Below are 19,092 nucleotides of genomic sequence, written 5' to 3' on the forward strand. Positions count from 1 at the left end.
ATTACACTTCTGGTTGCGTTGATGTTTTTTAGTGGTGAGTTTTACGGATTGAGGATAAAGAAAAAATTTGTTACTGCCTGCAAATCTGTACTGGAAAATCGGGAAGATTTTATTGCTGCCTGTAAGCAGGTTCGGAATATTCTTTCAGACTGTACAGCTTTTGAGAAACAGGTCACAGAACTGTACGCTCAGCATGATGACATCACCAAAACCATGCAGGAATATATCAGAAGAAACGCCACAAAACCACAGAGGCAGGATGAGTACAACGAGCAATACGAAAAGTATGAGCAGAAATCATATGAAATAAAAAAGGACATTTCAGCCGTACAGGCAAAAATTGCCCGCCGGCTGTCACGAAAAGAACTGCTTGACGCAATGATGCGTGAACTGGAAACTGCCGACCTCACATTACCGCAGTTTGATGAAAAGCTGTGGCGGATTATGGTGGAAAATGTGACTGCAGGGCTGGACGGCGAAATGCTGTTTAAGTTCCGCAACGGAATTGAAGTAACAGTGAAATAGATATGACGACACCCCACTGGGCTGGCAGACTGGATTATGGTCTGCTTGCCTGTTGGGGTGTTTTTTTCTTCAAGTAAATGCAACCACAATGCAAAAATATGAACCATTTTAACGATAATCGTTTTCTTGTTAGTAGTAATATTACACTTTAACTTGAAAATCAATAGCTTTTTGATAATTTCTCTACCTAACCACTTTTATTTGTTTTTATCCTGAATCTTTCAAGAAATCACCAACAAGAACGAGATACTCCGAAATCTCCGGGAATCCATTGTTCTTGCATCTGATATGACAGAGTTGAAATCAAAACGTGATGCCGCAAATAACGAGGTGCTGTTCTTGGCGGACATTGTCGAGAAGCTGATCGCTGGGAACGCCCGTATCCCACGGATCAGAAGGAGTACAATAAAAAGTACAAAACTGCGATGGAGCGATATGAAGCCGCAAAAGCGTCTTACGACAGCATTATCGCTCAGATAGCCGAGGAACACAAGCGGATTCAGAGAACGAAAAGTTTCATTCAGAATGTTCAGAAACTGGGCGTGACCACCGAGTTCGATGAAACGCTCTGGGAGTTGCTGGTGGATAAGGTCGTTGTGTATGGGAAAAATGACATTCGGGTGGTGTTTAAGAAGTAAGATAAAATGATAGGGGCTGCTGGTATCGTGTGGTTGGCTTCCACATGGTATCAGCAGCCCCTTTTTCGTTTATATCGGTGTCAACAATTCAACACGTTTTAGTGTCCTTGGTCTTGCCTTTCCCGATACTCCGACGGTGTCACCCCCATCTGTGCCTTGAACTGGCGCATAAAATGTGTGGCGTGACGGTAGCCGCACTGCTCTGCGATCTCACCGATGCGCAGGTCAGTCGTGGTCAGCAGCGTGACCGCCTTTTCCATCCGTGCCTGCACCAGATCGTCGATAAAGCGGATGCCGAACTGCTTTTTGTAGAGCTTTTGCAGATAGCTGACGCTGATGTTCATGCGCTCTGCCATGCCCGTCTGATTCCAGTCGAGCCCCGGATCACGGTGCAGCTCCTTGTGGAGCTTTCTGAGCAGGGAGAGGTCAATGGTTTTCGGCGCATCGGCGGACTGTGCGCCCTGCTCCAGCGCGGTGAGCATCTCATTCAGCTCCTCCTCCGTGCCATTCCCGATCTTGCCGCTTTGATAGAACAGCTCCGGCAGATAGGCAAGATCGGCAGTCTCCTGCATCTTCTTCATCATCACATCGAGCTTTGTGACGATATGCTCTGCCTGTGCATCGGCAGTTCCTTTTTGCTGCAATGGGAACACGGCCGCAAAGGTCTTTTCGCTGATGCGGGCGGCGGTCAGTGCCTTGCTGTCGAGCAGGCAGAGCGCCCCTGCCACCAGAAGCTCCGAACGCAGCATACTGTTCGATAGCGAGGCGCTTTTCTTTCCCTGCACGGCAAGCAAACGGCTGATCGTCAGGAGCAAAATGCCGAGCAGTTTTCCCGTATTGTCATGCAGATACTGCAAAAGCCCCTTCCGGCTGAGAAGTCCAGTCATGGTATCATGCAGCGAAGTCTGTTCCACAATGGACTGGAGGTAGTCTGTATACATCTTCTTTTGCAGCGTCCGCAGGCCATTTGCGAAGGCATCGAGATAGGTGACAAGGAGCTGTGAGATGCGGAATCGGACACCGGGCGAAAAGGAGATCACGCAATAGCCGTAATTTCGCAGGATATAATGCACCGGCAGCACATACAGCAGCATCGGTTCATGCGGTGTCATGAGCGCCGGAATCAGATGCTCCGTGAAAAAACGGACATGGCTCTGTGACGGCAGCGAAATGCGTTTGGACAATACCAGCTCCGCCTGTGCAGAATATCCCTCGCTGCGGTAGTCCTCCGGCGCCTGCACATCGCCAGCCCAATCTTCACACAGGCAGATGTCGAGCGTCTGAAACCCCGTGAGGATATGCGCCGTCCGGTCGGCGGCATCAATGAGATCGTCAAGGCTTTCAATATCCGACATTTTGGCGATATAATTGGTCGTGGTCTTCATTTCGTGTAATTCGGAATCCTCAAGCGTTTTTTTGACATACGCCTGCACCTGCAGGAACGTCCGGTCATCCGCTGCACGATCGACACAGCCGCAGCTTGCACCGCAGATCAGGTCAAGCGTTTCATTTGTCGGTGTGACCGTTTCGCCAAGGCGTGCAAGAAGTGCTTCTGCCGCTGTCCTTCCGAGCAGACGACTCTGTCCGCCGATTGTGGTAATGGTCGGGAAATGTGCCAGCGCCGCCAGATGCGCATCATAGCCCGTGATGCGGATGTCATCCGGGATCTTCATCCCGCCGGCTTCGAGGGTATCGCAGAGGTTCGCCGCCATGACGTCATTCGCACAGACAACGGCATCCGGCTTCCTGCGTTTCCCGGTAAGAATCTCCTCTCCGAGCTTCATTGCACTTTCTTTCCAGAAATCGCCGTAAACGATGTCCGTTTCTACACGAAACAGCTCTGCCGCTTCCATGAATCCTGCAATGCGCTCCTCCGAATCCGCATCGCCCTCGAATCCGGAAAGGCACAGGAGCCTGTGGCACCGGTGCTGCTCGATCAGGTGCGCCGTCATGTCATAGAATACCCTTTTCTGCGGGATCTGTACGGTATCGAATCGGTAGGAGGTACCGCCTGTGTCGATGCAGGGTACGCCTATCTTGTGGATCCGATCTGCGATGCACTGTTTCAGTGCCGTTTTCTTGAATAGGTGCGATACGAAAATGATCCCGTCCAGCTTTACCGCTTCGATCAGAGTGAAGATATTCTCCTCCCCAGTGGTGTAGTCATTATGCGGAAAATGGTCATGGGCATTGGTCGTGTTCGTCATGACGAGCACATCATACCCATAGGATGCTGCTGTTTCATAGACCGCTTCGATCAGTTCTGTCTGCAAGGGATCAATGATCGCCGGAATGAGAATGCCGATCTGTTTCATATAGTCACCGCCTTTTCCTCATTATAACAGCTTCTGCACCGCCTGTCAACCATCTTTGCGGAAAATGGTAGTAAAATTGCGGAATATGTGATTGCTTTGCAATGGAAACTGTGCTATCATAGATACAACAGGTAACGTAAATATGAACGATCACATTTCAGACAGGAGGAATTGATATGAAACATCATAAACTGACGGCTCTGCTTGCGGCGCTCACAATGGCAGTCTCCGTAATGCCGAGCATCCCGGCAATGCAGGTCACAGCGGCAGGTGCGGACACATTCAGCTACCCAGTGCAGGAATTCCGCTTCGGCATCGGTGACACGAACCGCAGCATCACCGTTTCCGGCACAAACAGCGGCGACTATGTCAGCTCTGCGGAATTTCTCGGAAACCGTACGCAGAAGTGGTATCTAAACTACATTGCAAGCGGCGTGTACGAGATCGTGAACTCCCAGACTGGCTATGTTCTGACGAATGAAGGCGGTCTTGCAGTGACTTCACCTGACACAGACGGTGCAAACCAGCGCTGGCAGATCACGGCGGTATCACAGGACTTTGAGGGCAATGATCTCTACTACAAGATCGTCAGCAATGCCGACAGCACATCAGCACTCACCTTCGATACCGAAAGCAATTCCTTTTCGGTGGACAGCTACACGGGCGCTCTGTACCAGACTTACAAGCTGAATCTGGACGGTCTGGAGGGATTTGCCGGAAACTGTTTGGTGAACGGCAAGGAGAAGGCCGGAACGATCGGCGGTCTGCTCGGTGAGACAGTGTTCTGCGATACGGTGGAAAAAGCGGTCGCAGCGCTCGACAGCACGGAGCCGAAAACCGTTGTTGTCACCGCAAATCTGAACTTTGTGAACCAGGGCAAGGATAAGCAACGGATCCGTGATGACAAAACGCTTGTCGGTTCATATAAAGCGAACACGATCACAGACTGCCTGCTTCGCAATGATGATTTCTGGGGCAAGGACGACCGCCCGTCGCAGAATATCGTGATCCGTAATATGACATTCCGTGGGGAGTATCTGAACAGTGACGGCTCCGGAAATCTTCTTCTGCAATTCTACGGTGTGCGCAACCTCTGGCTCGACCACAACAGCTTCAGTGCTTCCTTCGCACAGAACAGAGATCATGAGGTCGGAAAATTCGTCTGGATCAACACGCCTTCCGAGGGTTGGTCGGACGGTAAGTACAACGGCTATAATCCAGACTACATCACCGCCTCCTATAACAATTTCCTGAACCGCTACTGGACATTTGCGTTTGGCTCCCAAAACAAGGACACCTCCCGTCTGCACACCACGCTCATGTTCAACAAATGGGAGCAGTGTTCCAGACGCTGCCCGCAGTATTCCAACGGCTATGACCACAATTACAACAACTATCACACTGTGACGAACGGCTCAAATCCCAACAAGTCCTCGCAGGTCATCGGCGGTGAGGGGTCGAGAGTCATCAATGAGAACTGCCGCTTTGAAGGCTATACCGGCAATGAGCTTGACCCGGACAGAAACTCCTGCATTTCCTTTACGGATAAGGGCTCTTATACCGCAGGCAACCCTTCCGGAGCAGTTTCACCCATCAACTTCACCAACCATAAGAGCGATACCTGGAAGGTCACGGACTGCTACGGCTATCATCTGGTTTCTGCCTATAATACGAACAATACCGACATCAAGGCGTTCTGCAATGCCTATTCCGGTGCGTGGAATGCGTACAGCAAGATCCACTACATCACCGACGAGGAATGCGAGAACTACGTCAGCACTTCTTATGAACCGCCTCATCTGAAAGAGATCGAGGTCGGCGGCGCACCGGTCGGAAACCGTGAGGGTGCAGTTCTGGACGAGGGCGCACTCTACATGATCAAGAATGTGAACAGCGGACTGTATCTTGATGTGGATGGCGCAAAAGCAGAAAACGGTACAAACGTGCAGCAGTGGGGTGCAACTGAACCCGGCACACAGAACACCTTCAGAGTCATTTCCGCAGGTGACGGCTACTATTATCTGGTCAGCCAGGTCGGTGACAAGGCGACCTATTTCCTCGAAGTCGCAGACAACAGTCTGGAGAACGGCGCCAATGTGGGACTTTGGAGCGAGACCGGCGTAGACTGCCAGAAGATCAAATTCTATGAAGTTTCCGACGGCACCTATATGCTCCTCACGAAGCAGACCGGCGACAAGAAATGCCTCGGTGTGCAGGCGGCAAGCAAGGAAGTCGGCGCCAATATCGTGCAGTGGCAGACAACGATCAGCGATACCTCCCAGCACTGGACGCTCGAAAAGGTCGAGAACGAAGGCTGTGCAATGGATACCTCCAAGACCTATATGTTCGAGAATGTGAACAGCGGTCTGTTTATGGACGTGGCATACGCAGGCACAGAGGACGGCACGAATGTATGGCAGTGGCGCGGAGACACGGAGAATCCCGGTACGAACAATACCTTCACTCTGAAACAGTTCGGTACTTCTCATATGTACTACATCATGAGCTGTCTTGGTGACTACTGCCTGAAAGCAGAAAACGGCGATAACGGCGGCAATATCTTCCTGACACCGTATAGCACGAAGGACAGCTCGATGCTTTTCAAGTTCGTGAAGAATCCTGACGGCAGCTACAATATCCTCACGCACGCATCCCGTGACAACTGCCTTGTGGAGATCGCCAATGCCGGAACTGGTAACAGAGACAATGTGGCACAGTGGGAAGCAAACGGCAACAATTGCCAGAAATGGGATCTGGTCGAGGTCACGATCGAGGAGCCGGAGGTCGCCTGTGATGTGAACATGGACGGTTCCTTCAATGTGGCTGATGTCGTGCTTCTTCAGAAGTGGCTGCTGGCAGTGCCGGATACACATCTTCCCAACTGGAAGGCCGCAGATCTTTATGAGGATGATAAACTCAATGTGTTTGATCTTTGCCTAATGAAGCGGGCATTGCTGAATCAGACAGCATAAACGCATATCTCGGTATCCGCACCTTCACCGAATGGATATGATCTTATAGGGTATTCCTTTTTGGGACAGATCAGAAACACCGTACTCAAGGGTAAAAGATGTGACTGCAGGGCTGGACGGCGAAATGCTGTTTAAGTTCCGCAACGGAATTGAAGTAACAGTGAAATAGATATGACGACACCCCACTGGGCTGGCTGACTGTATTATGGTCTGCTTGCCTGGTGGGGTGTTTTTATGCCATTTTTGCAAATGCACCCTTTTTTTCACGGAAATTCAATAAAAAAACGATAGGTAGGAGTTATCGTTTCGGAATTGAATTTTGCACCCCCTATCGTTTCAGAATTACTGCACATATCCGACCAATCGTTTCGGAATTGAGAGCAAATACCGTAACAGCGTTGTTTGGGCAAAAATAAATGCACCCTAATTTTGTATCAAAATTAGAGTGCTAATATGGTGGACGAAACGCAACACAAAGCGAACCGGTTTACATATTTGTTACACCGTTTATTATAGCCTTATCTTTGCGATATAACACTAAAACTGAGTAATATATATTTTATCATATATTTTGTTGATTGTCAAGTGAAAAGTAGACTGTCATATTCGGATGTCTGCTTTTTTAGTGACAATATTCTTGTATTTATCGTTATAGCACAAATTATATGCAATATTTTTGTGCAATCATACAAAAGTGCATCAAAATGATATTTTACTATTGACAAACACTTCAAAATGGTGTATAATAATATTGTAATCAAGAGAGATTACAATACAACAGCCAGAGCGGCGGAGGATAATAAAATGAGAAAGTACAATCTGAGCAGCATCATGAAGAGAGCATGGGAAATCATAAAGAAGCATCATTCCAGCAAAAGCAACGCTCTGAAGCTTGCTTGGATTGAAGCAAAAGCAACAATCGCAGAAGCAGCTAAGCCGGTGTTTAACGGTGTGGCGATTGTAGATAGCTTCAAGTTTGTACTTTGGGAAAAGTACGGTAAGCGTCGGATCTACATCAACGGATACGGTGACTGCATTGGAAAAAAAGGCGGATACATCGATCTTGACCACGACAATTACATTGCAGCTACAGGAAAAGCGAAGTCCGCAGCAGATACTTTTATGGAAACATATCGTTTTGCATAAGTATAAATCAACATAAATTGCTTACCTATCGGCGACACGGGGAGAAAGTGAGTATATTATGAAAAACACAGAACTGAAAGCATTTGTAGAAAGCATCCTGGCATCATCCGCAAAGCCGGAATGCAAAATCGAATTTACGCAGCACGGAAACGGTTACTGCGTATGCGTAAGAGCCCCGCACAGCGGTGAGCGATATGCAAAGGTAAATGGTGTTGTAACATACACACCGTTTACAGAGTACAGCATGCCTGCAAAATTTAATGTGTGGGGCATTCAGAGAAAAGAAGCAATCGAAAACGAAATCGCATCTTTCCTGCGGTTTTATACCTACCTTGCTGCATAAGATCATGGGTAAACCTAAAAACGACATCACAGGCGCACGCTTCGGGCGTCTGGTTGTCGTAAAATATTACGGCAACAGTGCGTGGGAGTGCATTTGCAACTGTGGAAATACAACAGTTGTGAAAACATCAAATCTCACAAACGGTCACACAACATCATGCGGATGCAAGGCAAAAGAGCAGTCTGTAAAAAATGGTTTGGCATCACTGCAAGACCTCACTGGTAAGAGGTTTGGAAAGCTTAAAGCCGTGGAATATGATGAAGAAAAGAAAAAATGGAAGTGCAAATGCGACTGTGGGAACATATGCTATGTTGCACAAAACAATCTATGCAGAAAGAAAAGAAACGTTGTATCTTGTGGATGCATGGTGTCTCTGGAAAACGCAAATGACACAAACATTGTTGGAGGTACAAATATAGGAAATATCAGATCTATCACTGTGTCAAAAAGATCAAGTACTGGTATCAGAGGCGTGTATTTTTGCAAATCTAAAGGGAAATACGTTGCTCATATAGGATTCCAAGGTAAACAGTATACGTTATGCACATCATCTGATATAAATGAGTGCATAGCTGCCAGGAAAGAGGCTGAAAATCGTATTTTCGGCGAATTTTTAGAATGGTATGAAAAGGAGTGTGGAAAATGAAGTTTGACACTTTTAAGAAACTATATACAGAAGCAAAAGAGTACGACAACTTGGAAATGTATATCTCAGAACGAGGATGGCAGGAATGGATGGACAGTTATGCAGATGCAAATGATATCACTTCTGTATTGACTGATATATACACAATGTCAAACGGAGGCGTGGAAGAGCTGTGCTTCGTTTCTCGAATGAAAATGAAAGCACTTGCAAATATGGTAGAACTGCCATATACCACAATTCAGCGCTGGAAAGCCGCTGAAATACCAGAGAGAGACAAAATGCTAATTTCGTTTGCAATTGTAAACAACAAATAAAAAACCCGGCGATACCGCAGGAAATTTATCCTGTAGTACCGCCGGTTTTTTTAGCTCATTTTGTCGATTGATACGTACCCTGTCACATACTTCCCAGCCGGAGTCTTGCCACAATAATCCGCACGAGTTGTAATGCGGTATCTGCCATTTTTGCAGATTTTCCCGTCATAGATGTAGTACGTACCACCTCGCAGACGGCTTGACGGTGTAGCCGTGGACTCATTCGCAAACAGCTGCGCCTGATCCGCAATCTGTACCGCTTCGCCTTTCTTCCAGTCTGTACGGTATTTTTTCCCGCTTGTTTCCGTCTTAGTGGACGTCGTACCAATCTTCGCATCCACATCCGCCAAAAATTTCATCCAGTTCGTACCGCTATTCGTATCCGAACCGCCCTTTGCCTTTGGTACGAACCACTTCGGGCAGACCTTTCCGGTCACATCGAAATGCCGGATCACGCCGCCTTTTTGCGGGTTCAGCCCATATTTCCTGCACAGCTGCGCAGTCAGTTCCACAAGGCTGTTGTAAGTGGCGGCGCTGAATTTCCCAGTTGCATCCGGGTGGCACGTCTCAATGGACACCGTATAGCTGTTTGCCTGATTTGTGCACCAGCTGACTTCTTCGTCCGGGATGCAGCAGATCACTTCACCCTGCAATCCAACAATGTAATTGCTGGAGACAGCCCGGTCTGTCGAATTAAAATAATTCCGGTTCGCCATGGCGGAGCTTCCGGGATTGCCAACCCAGTGAACGGCAATGGCAGTGGTTTTCTTCCGCTTGGTGCCCTGGCGGTTGTGTGTGAGGTATGCGTTTTTGATCGTCATAGATTAATCCTCCTTTACTTCCGGCAGCCCTGCCACGCTTGTCAGCACCGACAGCACTCCAGCCAGCAACGCAGCACTTCCTACATACGTCCAGTTTACATCCTGCATCACAGCAGCCACGCCAATACCAGCCGCCGCTGTCTGTGCAAAAGTCCGGATCGCTCTGAACGCAGCCGCTTTCGCCCATGATTTCCAATTTCTCATTTTTGGCTCAACTCCTTTTCCAGTTCTTCCAGCTTACATTCCGCGCGAAGCACACGATTCTGCACATCGTTGTGCTTGTCAACACGCCGTGATAGCGTTTCTACGTCACTTCTGAGCGACTCCAGCTTCGTCTGCAAAATTGCAGTAGCTTTCCCCTGCATGAGCGCAGAGCCAGCCACAGCACCCAATGCGGCGATTCCAGCTGTTATGATTTCTGTCCAGTCCATTGCACATCACCTCATCAAAATTTTTACATGTGTATCATCAATTCTTGCAAGCACACGATAACCGATTCTACCACTGGATGCCGTAGCAATGCCTCCTGTAGTTGGTATACAGTACTCGTTTACTTTGCACGTCCCATCGTCAATAACAACCAGCTTACCCATCATACCGACTGCATCCCATTCCGGTCTTTCAGATCTCGGTACGTAGATCACATCCGGATCATAATCTGGATTGAGTGTTTGGTATACATGTTTGTTTCCATCCTCGTCAATGATTGGTTTGTCGTATAAATTTCCACCGAAAATGTCAGTCAGATACATGCCATTCCAGTTATCCTCGTAAGCATCACCGACAATAGATGCAGCAGCAGATACAACGCCGATAATATCATCGTCTGCTGATTCCGCAAACTTGATTTTCTCGCCGTCAAGCGTGACAAAATGCCCTCTTCTGTCCTCTTCATCTGGATTTCCGTCCATCCACTCAAACATTTCGGCGTAGTCCGCACCTGTGGAGCTATATGCACCTGTAGCGTATGTTTTACCATCTGATGCAACTCTAAAGGCATTAGCTTTTGCACTGCTAGTTCCTTTTCCAACGACAAAAAAGCCTTCTTTTGATTGTGCATTCCACTGTCCTACAACAGTAGAGTTTCCGATTAAATTGGTTAGATTCCACCCGAACGTAAACGCACAGTTTGAATTAGCTGATGTACACTGTGATCCCATCGAAACTGACCACGGAGTTGTAGCAGTGCATTGAAACCCGTGTACAAACGATCCTTGTCCATTTGCTTTAGAATCATATCCTCCAGCGTGAGATTCTACGCCAGAAGCCTGACTAAGCCACCCCTCTGCATGGCTATAATCACCGCTTGCTGTAGTAGATGTATTTTGTGCATGAGCCGCTTCACCTGTTGCTTTACAATACTGACCCTCTGCATGAGCCTGATTCCCTGATGCAACATTTTTCCATCCCTCTACATGTGTACAGTTTGCAAGTCCTTTGTTCTCACTTCCTTCGACGTGAGCATAATCTCCGGCAGCCATATTATTAGTATAATCATTAAATACTTCTGATTTTGCGCTTCCGGTATATGACGTATTATTGTGTGTATATGTTTTGCCGCTTGTGTGCATACCTACTGCGGATGTAAGAGACAGCTGATTTGATGATGCTGTGAGTGTACCGTAGTTGGTTGACTTCGTAGAGTGGGTGTGTAATCTGCTGTCATTTCCAAATACATAATCATAATATGATAGACTTTGAGTTGTACCGGATGTTGGTTCTTCAGATTGATTTGTACCTGCATGTGTCCATGTATTGTACCTACCATACACAGAGTAATTACCATTCCAGTATCCCCACGGTAAATAGCACCAAACATCATATGTTGTAGATGATGATGCTCTTACTTGCACTTTTATAGACGAGCAGTTTATGCGATATACAGTTACACCGCACGAATTCTTTGCAGATCCTGTTGACTGCCAGCCATCTTTTATATGTATTTCAAATGATGCATTTTGATTAGCCAGTGAATTAAATCCATCTCCAGAAAAAACACGTATTATTGTATAGCAAGCATCACCAGATGATACAAGTGTACCAAGCTTAATCCATTTAGCAGCGCTATTTGCTCCAGTAAAAGACTTATTAAGATTAGACAAGTATGTATGAGTATGCGATGCGGCAGCTGCACCAATCTCAGCAAGTGTCCAAGATACATTTGCAGATCCATCAAATGATTTACCTGTGCTGCCTATTGTCATAGTACGTGCTGTCTTTAGCTTTGTGGCGGTGGATGCGTTTCCGTTTAGATACACACCGTTCGCATCTCCATACATCATCCATTTATTAAGTTTTCTGCTATATACGCCGTGGTTAGCCCCTCCGCTGCCAACTCCACACCATACAGCAACACCTGTATCAGATCTTTCTGCGTACCATCCTGCATCTCCACTTGATTTTGATACTGTTGCATTTCCTGTCATTGTCCCGCCACTCAGCGGCAAATAGCTATGCGTATGTGACGATGCAGCTTTACCATCTAATGCGGCTTTAACAACCTTGTTCTGCACTGGGTTTGTGCTTGTAGATGATAGTGCTGTGTCTACCACCGTTTTGTTTGCACCTATTGCAATTCCGTCCAGTTTAGTCTTATCTTCCGCCGTCATGAGACCTGACGCTGACTGTGTTGCGTTGCTGTATGTGGTGTCCTTATCATCACCCCACACAGCCGTACCATCCGCATACCACCTCAAAATCTTACCTGACGATCCTCCAGATGGTATGTGCTTGTTTCCGGAGGTTGTAGGGTGCACGTAGTTGTTGGCGCTGTCGGCGATGTTGTCAAGTTTAGTTTTGTCTTTTGCAGACATGAGACCTTGTTCTGTTTTAGTTGCGTTTGCACCTATAAATTTTGATGCAGTTATATTTCCATCAACATCAAAACCATCTAAATTTTGATTTATCCTGATCTTACCAGATGATATTACAGATTGAATTCCTGATTTTTCACCACTTTTTTTTGCATCATAAAACATTGGATATGCTGTATATTCAGGATTCATGTAATTATTTTCAAGAAAAGTTACGTATGGGTTCATATCACATATCGATAAATCATTTGTGCTAGTTAAAACTTCATTTTCTTTATCGTAATTACTTTTATCAACTAATAGTAATGAGTTTACCCCTCCGATATATCCATGATTAGTTTTAACGGAACCACGAAGAACAATATATTCTGTATTTGTATCCTGCCCAGGAATCCCAAGATCAACAATATCATCTTTTGTAACACCTGATGATCCAGTAATATGTCCCTGTGAGTCATACTTAAGCTTTAAAAATCCAGCTGTAGTTTTTGCAGCAACGCTGTTTTTGTGGTTGATTGTTGTGCCGGATATGCTTAGACCAGTTCCTGCGGTGTACGTCGTATCCTGCCCAGGAATCCCAAGCCCCACAATATCATCTTTTGTCACTTTCTCAGCATCTGACACGTGACCAAGTCCATCATTTGCGAACTTGTACATACCTTTGCTGTGGGATGTGTGTGTCGGGTGTGTGTAATTTTCCAGAGATGCAAGCTTGTTTTTTTCCGCTGTTGTGTACGATTCCTCAGTTGCATCGAGAATGGACTTGTTTTCGTGGGTGTGGGAATCTTTTTGCAATTCTTTAATTCGAGAATCCTGTTCAACATTCTTTGTTTGAGACGCATCCGCTGTGCTTTTTGCGCTTTCCGCAATACTCTTTACTGCATCGTCCTTTGCATCTATTTCAGATTTTGAATATGTATCGGATGATCCAGAATTCACGGATTTTCCGTTATGATTGCAATCCTCTTCGAGACATACAATTTTCGTTAAATTAGGCACATTAAGCACCTCCAGAAGAATTTTTCAGCGCTTCTACATCAGATTCCAATGAACTGATACGATTCAGCAAATCTGATAGATACACCTTTTCCTCATTCTCCAGATCAGTAACAAATCCAGTCATACCGCTATCGTTATAGAGTATGCACCCCTGCCGTCTTTCTCCGTTTTCATCAGCCGAGATTTTATCTGCATTCTGGTCAAATAATGTGATTGATGTGATTGTAGTTGTGCCGTCTGCATTGGACTTGATACGATACTTATAACCGCAGTGCAGTTTATCAAAGTCAAGATTTTCATTTTCCACGACCATATACGGACTCAGTGTACCGTCCTCATTTATGGTGTATCGTCTTCCTTTATAGACAACTTCTCTTACACCATCGTTGTACGCATCAGTAGACGTTGTACCGTCTGCATAATGCATATACAGCTTGTGATCAATGCCTACCTGTGACAAATCCTGATAAACACCAATGCCGTATATGTTCTCAAGAAGCCCATCCAGATTCGCATCTGTTTCATCCAGTTTCGATCCTATCGCTTCCAGATTGGCGATTGTCTCTGCAAGCTTTTCCTTTACTGTTCCGGATTCCTCTCCTGTATCTTCGTCAAACAGCGTCTGACCGGCATAGAGTAGTTCCAGAGCCTCTGCGATAGACGCTCTGACTTCCCTGCCATATATCGCCGTCCTGATCTGCTCCGCATCACCTAGCACAGTCCCCTGTGCTGTATCCAGAATTTCTGCCATACAAAAGCCTCCTTTATCTGCTGTACCGTTTTGACATGACAGCACGTCTTCCAAGGTTTTGGTCAACATACGGTGTAGTCACGTCTGCAATTGTTTTTCCATCAACCTGGAATGTCGTGTGCAGATCAACTCCGCACATTGCTGCAGCCACCGCTGCGCCAATGGCCTCATAGTCTATTTCAACAAAATAGCCGCCTGTGTTCATACGTGCAGCTTCTTTTGCGTACTGCTTGCTGATATCGTGCGGTATCACCTGTGTACCGCCAGGCAGTGACACAAGCTCGCCACGACCGCCTTCGTTGATTCGTGCAAATCCGCCTGCGAAGTTATCCGTTCCATGTGCAAGATACGGAATATGCGGTATTTCAGAATCAAATGCAAAATTGATGCCGTCGATGGCTACGTTAAGCACATCAACTGCAATATTTACGATGGATTTCAATCCATCTAAAACAAGATTCATAATATCTTTTCCAAGCTGCTCCCAGTCTGTGTCCAGAAACTTGTCCTTGATAGATTGGATGATCTCCGGTATTTTTGCAACGATAGTCGGTATCGCTTTGATCAGACCGTCTGCAAGCTGCAAAATCAATTCACCAGCAGTGACAATTAGATCAGGTGCTTTCTCGATCAGAGTTGTAGCAAGCTTCTCGATGATCTCCGGCGCTTTTTCTGCGATCAATGGCAGAGACGCCACAATACCATCCACGACAGCCGTGAGAAGCTCAAGACCGCTGTCTATCAGCTCCGGTAGCTGATCTATCAGACCCATGACAAGCGTCAATATCATATCCACTGCTGCTGGAATCAATGCCGGAAGCATACTGGAAATGCCAGATATCAGTGCGGAAAGCACACTCATGCCTGCTGCTAGAATGTCAGGAAGACGTTCTGTCAATCCCTGCACAATGGTTACGATCATTTCTCCGGCTCTGGAAAGAAGATCAGGAAGCGCTTGTGCAAATCCTGTCACAAGGCTGAGTACAATGTTGATACCGCCATCGATCAGAGATGGTGCAAGAAGAATGAGCGTGTCAAGCAGGCTTGTGACAAGCGCTGCGCCCTGCGTAATCAGATCAGGGATTTTTTCAGTGATACCAGCACAGAAATCTGTTATAATCTGCGGTGCTTTCTGCTGTACCATTGTGAGAATTTCGCCGATCTCGTCACCAAAATTCTGCTGTATCAGACCGAGACCAACCAGTACAAGACCGCCGATAGCGCCGAATCCGAAGCACTTCATGAGAATTGACGTAAACTTACCACCGAAGCTTCCAGCGACTTTTGTAATACTGGAAAGCGCACTTCCTATTTTTGATCCGAAATCTTTTATTTTCCCCAGAACAGGTGACAGTTTTTCACCGATTGAACCGAAAGTATCTCCGATTTTACCAAAAACGGAGGATACTTTTTCACCGATACCGCCGGATATCTCCTGCAATTTTGCTTTCAGGACAACAATAGGGGTAGTTACACCAGGAACCTTCGCAGCAAGAGACGAGAAAACATCGCCTATTTTTCCGATTCCATTACCAGCCAGATTCTTAATACCGCCTTCAAGACCGCTGATCGCTGTTCCAGCCTCTTTCAAAGGCGACTTTGCACTCTTCAAAGTACCGGAAAACGAAGAAAACCATCCGGCAAAAGAGGATATTTTTCCTTTTGCATCACCAAAAACGCCTGAAATTCCGCCGATCATGCTGGATATTCCTTGAAAACTGCCTCCGAAAGCAGAAGCGGCTTTTCCGCCCACAAGAAGCGCCGGCCCTAACGCAGCCGCAGAAACAGCGATCTTCTCCAGTGGAACACCAGCATTTTGCAAAGACTGTATTTTATCAAACACAAGCTGCGCCTTGTCTGCAATACTGCCAAGAGCATCGGATATCTCTCCACCGGTATTCGCCATGCCAGAAAGTGCATTGATTGCCGCCTGTATGCCATTCATCGTGCCGCCAGCATCTTTTGCTGCGACAAATGCGGAGATCATACCGCTGATTGCCATCGCAGCTTCCTGTGCTTTTCCGACAATATCAGAAAGCACAGGCTCCATCTGTTCAAAGATCTGTATGTTGATACCTTCTATCTGGCTTTTCAGTATAGTAAACTGCCCGGAAAGCGTATTGTTCATGGTGTCAGCCATGTTCTGACACGCACCAGAGCTGTTGTCGATGGATTCCGCCAGCTTTTTAAAGTCCTCATCGGATGCATTGACAATGGCAAGCAAACCGGACATTGCCTCCTGTCCGCCGATAGACGATGCATACGCAGCTTGCTGATCTGTTGTAAGACCAGCAAAACCGGTTCTCAGCTCTCCCATGACTTCCCGGAACGATTTCATATTTCCGGAAGAATCCGTCAGCGAAACGCCAAGCGTGTCCATTGCACTTTGAACTTCTTCTGTCGGCTTTGCCATTCTAGAAAGGATGGCTCGCAACGAAGTGCCGGCTTGACTCGCCTTGATACCGCTGTTTGCCATAAGTCCGATTGCGACAGCTGTATCCTGTACAGAATACCCAAGCGATCCTGCAACAGGGGCAACGTATTTGAATGTCTCTCCCATCATAGAAACATTTGTGTTTGCATTGCTTGATGCAGCAGCAAGCACATCGACGAATTCACCGGAATCCGATGCGCTGAGTCCGAACGCCGTCAGTGCGTCTGTCACAATATCAGAAGTTGTCGCAAGATCTTCTCCGGATGCAGCAGCAAGATTCATGATGCCTTCGATACCAGAAAGCATGTCTCCTGTTTTCCATCCGGCCATCGCCATGTATTCCATGGCTTCTGCGGATTCAGAGGCGGAAAACTTTGTCTTTTTCCCCATTTCCTTTGCTTTTTCAGTCAGCGTTTCCAGGTCATCCCCTGCTGCGCCGGAAATTGCAGACACCTTTGCCATCTCCGCTTCAAAGCTTGCGCCGGCTCTTACCGCCTGTGTTCCGATCGCTGCTGCTGCACCAGCTACTGCGGTTTCCAGTGCCGTGATCTTTCCTCCGGCGGCTGACATTTTGTCACCGATACTCTGTAGAGAACTTCCGAAGCTTCCGACTTTACCGCTGACCTTTTCCATTGCAGTCTGTGCCTGCTGCATCGCTTTCTGGAATTTTGATGCATCACCCGTAATTGTCGCAGAAAGCGTATAATCTGACATTTACCTCACCACCTACGAAATTGTTCCGCCAAGTTCGACCCTGTTGTTCGTTGGATCATCAAGCCGTAAAGAAAGCCGATCTACAATAAGCCAGGAATCGAGATCTCTTTTTTTGCTGATGACGTGCACATATTTCCCCGGCTTCATCCAATCAGACCCGCCATCAACCAATGACAAATCGATTGCCTTTACATCATACGTCACATGCGGCGCACGAAGAGATGCCGCTTTGAGCAGCGTCTCCCCGACGATTTGCTCTGTTCCTGCGCCTTCTGTTGTATCACAGGTATTTGTAATGATGCCGTATTTTTTCACAAGGGATACGTTCCGGAATACGTTGCTGTACGGCCTTCTCACGGCAAGTACATTGCCTTTTCCGTCAGAAATAGACATGCTGCCGGAGTTAGACGCATCGAAACAGGCATCACCACTCTCATTCGTAGGAACTACAGCCGTGCAAAAATCAGTTTCATCCTTCGTTAAATTCAGCTCCAGGATATTTTTACCTTCTTCTATCGTCTGTCTGCATCTGTTTTCTTCATCATCCGGTGTATAATTGATGTTCCACAGTGCGCCGGACGATTCCGGATCAGGATTCATTCCAACATACAGATTCCCGCCGAAATAGTCCACAAGTCTTGTTTGCAGGACCTCCATAGCGGAAAGCGTTTTTTTAGAATATCTTGTGATCTTTCGTTCCTCTGTTTTGGTATACCAGTGTGTTTCTCCGTCCTCTAGCTTTGTCTCATACCTGGTTTCCGATACGTCGAAACCGTTGTATGATCCGCCAGCAAAATTACGGTGTCTATATCGGCTGTTAATGCGCTTATCCGATTCTCCACTATCCGGCTTTATCTCAGATATATATTTTCGAAATACCACATCATAAAACAGCGTACTCGGGCTGACGTTCTCGTACCGGAACGGCGGAATATGCACAAGATTCAGATAGCTTAAAACACCCTCGCATGTAAAAGTGGCATTCCCATACAGATCTCTCTCCATAATAACCGGGAATCCAGCCCATACAAACGTGCTACCACGAAGCACAACAACCTCCCACTGCAGATCCAGACACATTTGCTTATAAAACGGATTCTTTTCTGTGACAGTGAACGTCATGGAGCCCGCTTTGCTAAGACCGATTTCTAAAGACGGTTCCAGAATAAAGCGATCTTCTCTTCTCGGGTCGTGGAGCACAGCATGCGGAAATTTATCTCCGGTATACAATTGCCCCTGCATATTCACGGTGTACGGATACAGAAGTACCGTAAAAGTCGAAGCCATTATAACCTTCCCTCCGCAAAAACAATGGAAACGAGCACACTATGACTCGATGTGTTTTCTATCCGGATCTTGTTTTCGCCGTCAGAAAGCGGATAGCTGAGCGGCCACGGAAAACTAACATAGCCGCTTGTCACACCGCTTATGTCAGTGGAAACGTCATTTATCACAAGTTCCCGCATAGATTCTGGAGCATCGGAGAAAACAAGAATCTTCGGATACACCGGCATAGCGCATCCGATAATGAGAAATTCTTTTTCTTCCCCCGCTTCTACTTTCATATCCTTGTATTCCCGTATCACGCCGTTCTCAAAGCAGAACGGATCCCAAAGCCAATCGCTTGCCGTATCCGAAATCGCCTTTTTATACGGGTATGC

At 46.8% G+C, this 19,092-nt stretch carries 16 protein-coding genes; 7 read left to right on the forward strand and 9 right to left on the reverse strand.

Features of this window, described 5'->3' with window-relative positions:
• Positions 1-525: hypothetical protein (locus Q0418_RS10505; RefSeq protein WP_298484085.1), on the forward strand; the 525-nt coding region annotated here is incomplete at its 5' end.
• Positions 526-950: 425 nt separating this feature from the next.
• Positions 951-1,163, forward strand: a complete 213-nt coding sequence (locus Q0418_RS10510; protein ID WP_298484086.1) for a hypothetical protein — start codon at positions 951-953, stop codon at positions 1,161-1,163.
• 98 nt (positions 1,164-1,261) lie between these two features.
• On the opposite strand, the gene Q0418_RS10515 is transcribed toward Q0418_RS10510, so the two are convergent.
• Complete coding sequence (locus Q0418_RS10515) at positions 1,262-3,478, reverse strand: helix-turn-helix domain-containing protein (protein WP_298484087.1); 2,217 nt, start codon at positions 3,476-3,478, stop codon at positions 1,262-1,264.
• A 176-nt stretch (positions 3,479-3,654) separates the two neighbouring features.
• On the opposite strand from Q0418_RS10515, the gene Q0418_RS10520 reads away from it, so the two are divergent.
• From Q0418_RS10520 to Q0418_RS10540, 5 genes are all read left to right on the forward strand, one after another.
• Entirely contained in the window at positions 3,655-6,450 is a 2,796-nt protein-coding gene (locus Q0418_RS10520) for an RICIN domain-containing protein (RefSeq protein ID WP_298484088.1), read from the forward strand.
• Positions 6,451-7,254: 804 nt separating this feature from the next.
• Positions 7,255-7,596 carry a hypothetical protein gene (locus Q0418_RS10525; RefSeq protein ID WP_298484089.1) on the forward strand — a complete coding sequence of 114 codons (342 nt, stop codon included), beginning with the start codon at positions 7,255-7,257 and terminating at the stop codon, positions 7,594-7,596.
• Positions 7,597-7,654: 58 nt separating this feature from the next.
• Positions 7,655-7,939 carry a hypothetical protein gene (locus Q0418_RS10530; RefSeq protein ID WP_298484090.1) on the forward strand — a complete coding sequence of 95 codons (285 nt, stop codon included), beginning with the start codon at positions 7,655-7,657 and terminating at the stop codon, positions 7,937-7,939.
• A 4-nt stretch (positions 7,940-7,943) separates the two neighbouring features.
• Positions 7,944-8,585, forward strand: a complete 642-nt coding sequence (locus Q0418_RS10535; protein WP_298484091.1) for a hypothetical protein — start codon at positions 7,944-7,946, stop codon at positions 8,583-8,585.
• Positions 8,582-8,899 carry a hypothetical protein gene (locus tag Q0418_RS10540; protein WP_298484092.1) on the forward strand — a complete coding sequence of 106 codons (318 nt, stop codon included), beginning with the start codon at positions 8,582-8,584 and terminating at the stop codon, positions 8,897-8,899. The genes Q0418_RS10535 and Q0418_RS10540 overlap by 4 nt, the downstream gene beginning before the upstream one ends.
• 50 nt (positions 8,900-8,949) lie before the next feature.
• Here Q0418_RS10540 and Q0418_RS10545 read toward each other — a convergent pair whose 3' ends face one another.
• The 8 genes from Q0418_RS10545 to Q0418_RS10580 all read right to left on the reverse strand — a co-directional run.
• Positions 8,950-9,720 (reverse strand): N-acetylmuramoyl-L-alanine amidase family protein, encoded by a 771-nt coding sequence (locus Q0418_RS10545; RefSeq protein ID WP_298484093.1) that lies wholly within the window; start codon positions 9,718-9,720, stop codon positions 8,950-8,952.
• A gap of 3 nt (positions 9,721-9,723) precedes the next feature.
• Positions 9,724-9,924, reverse strand: a complete 201-nt coding sequence (locus Q0418_RS10550; protein WP_298484094.1) for a holin — start codon at positions 9,922-9,924, stop codon at positions 9,724-9,726.
• Positions 9,921-10,151 carry a hypothetical protein gene (locus Q0418_RS10555; protein ID WP_298484095.1) on the reverse strand — a complete coding sequence of 77 codons (231 nt, stop codon included), beginning with the start codon at positions 10,149-10,151 and terminating at the stop codon, positions 9,921-9,923. Before Q0418_RS10555 ends, Q0418_RS10550 begins: the two co-directional genes overlap by 4 nt.
• 6 nt (positions 10,152-10,157) lie before the next feature.
• Positions 10,158-13,532 (reverse strand): peptidase G2 autoproteolytic cleavage domain-containing protein, encoded by a 3,375-nt coding sequence (locus Q0418_RS10560; protein ID WP_298484096.1) that lies wholly within the window; start codon positions 13,530-13,532, stop codon positions 10,158-10,160.
• A gap of 1 nt (position 13,533) precedes the next feature.
• Positions 13,534-14,283: a hypothetical protein gene (locus tag Q0418_RS10565; protein ID WP_298484097.1), complete on the reverse strand. Its 750-nt coding sequence runs from the start codon at positions 14,281-14,283 to the stop codon at positions 13,534-13,536.
• Positions 14,284-14,296: 13 nt separating this feature from the next.
• Positions 14,297-17,431, reverse strand: a complete 3,135-nt coding sequence (locus Q0418_RS10570; RefSeq protein WP_298484098.1) for a phage tail tape measure protein — start codon at positions 17,429-17,431, stop codon at positions 14,297-14,299.
• A 12-nt stretch (positions 17,432-17,443) separates the two neighbouring features.
• Complete coding sequence (locus tag Q0418_RS10575; protein ID WP_298484099.1) at positions 17,444-18,718, reverse strand: phage tail protein; 1,275 nt, start codon at positions 18,716-18,718, stop codon at positions 17,444-17,446.
• A partial coding sequence (locus Q0418_RS10580) for a hypothetical protein (protein ID WP_367276268.1) occupies positions 18,718-19,092 on the reverse strand: 375 nt, incomplete at its 5' end. The genes Q0418_RS10580 and Q0418_RS10575, both read right to left, overlap by 1 nt.

The sequence above is a fragment of the uncultured Ruminococcus sp. genome (genome assembly GCF_937915125.1).
GTDB lineage: Bacteria > Bacillota > Clostridia > Oscillospirales > Ruminococcaceae > Ruminococcus_C.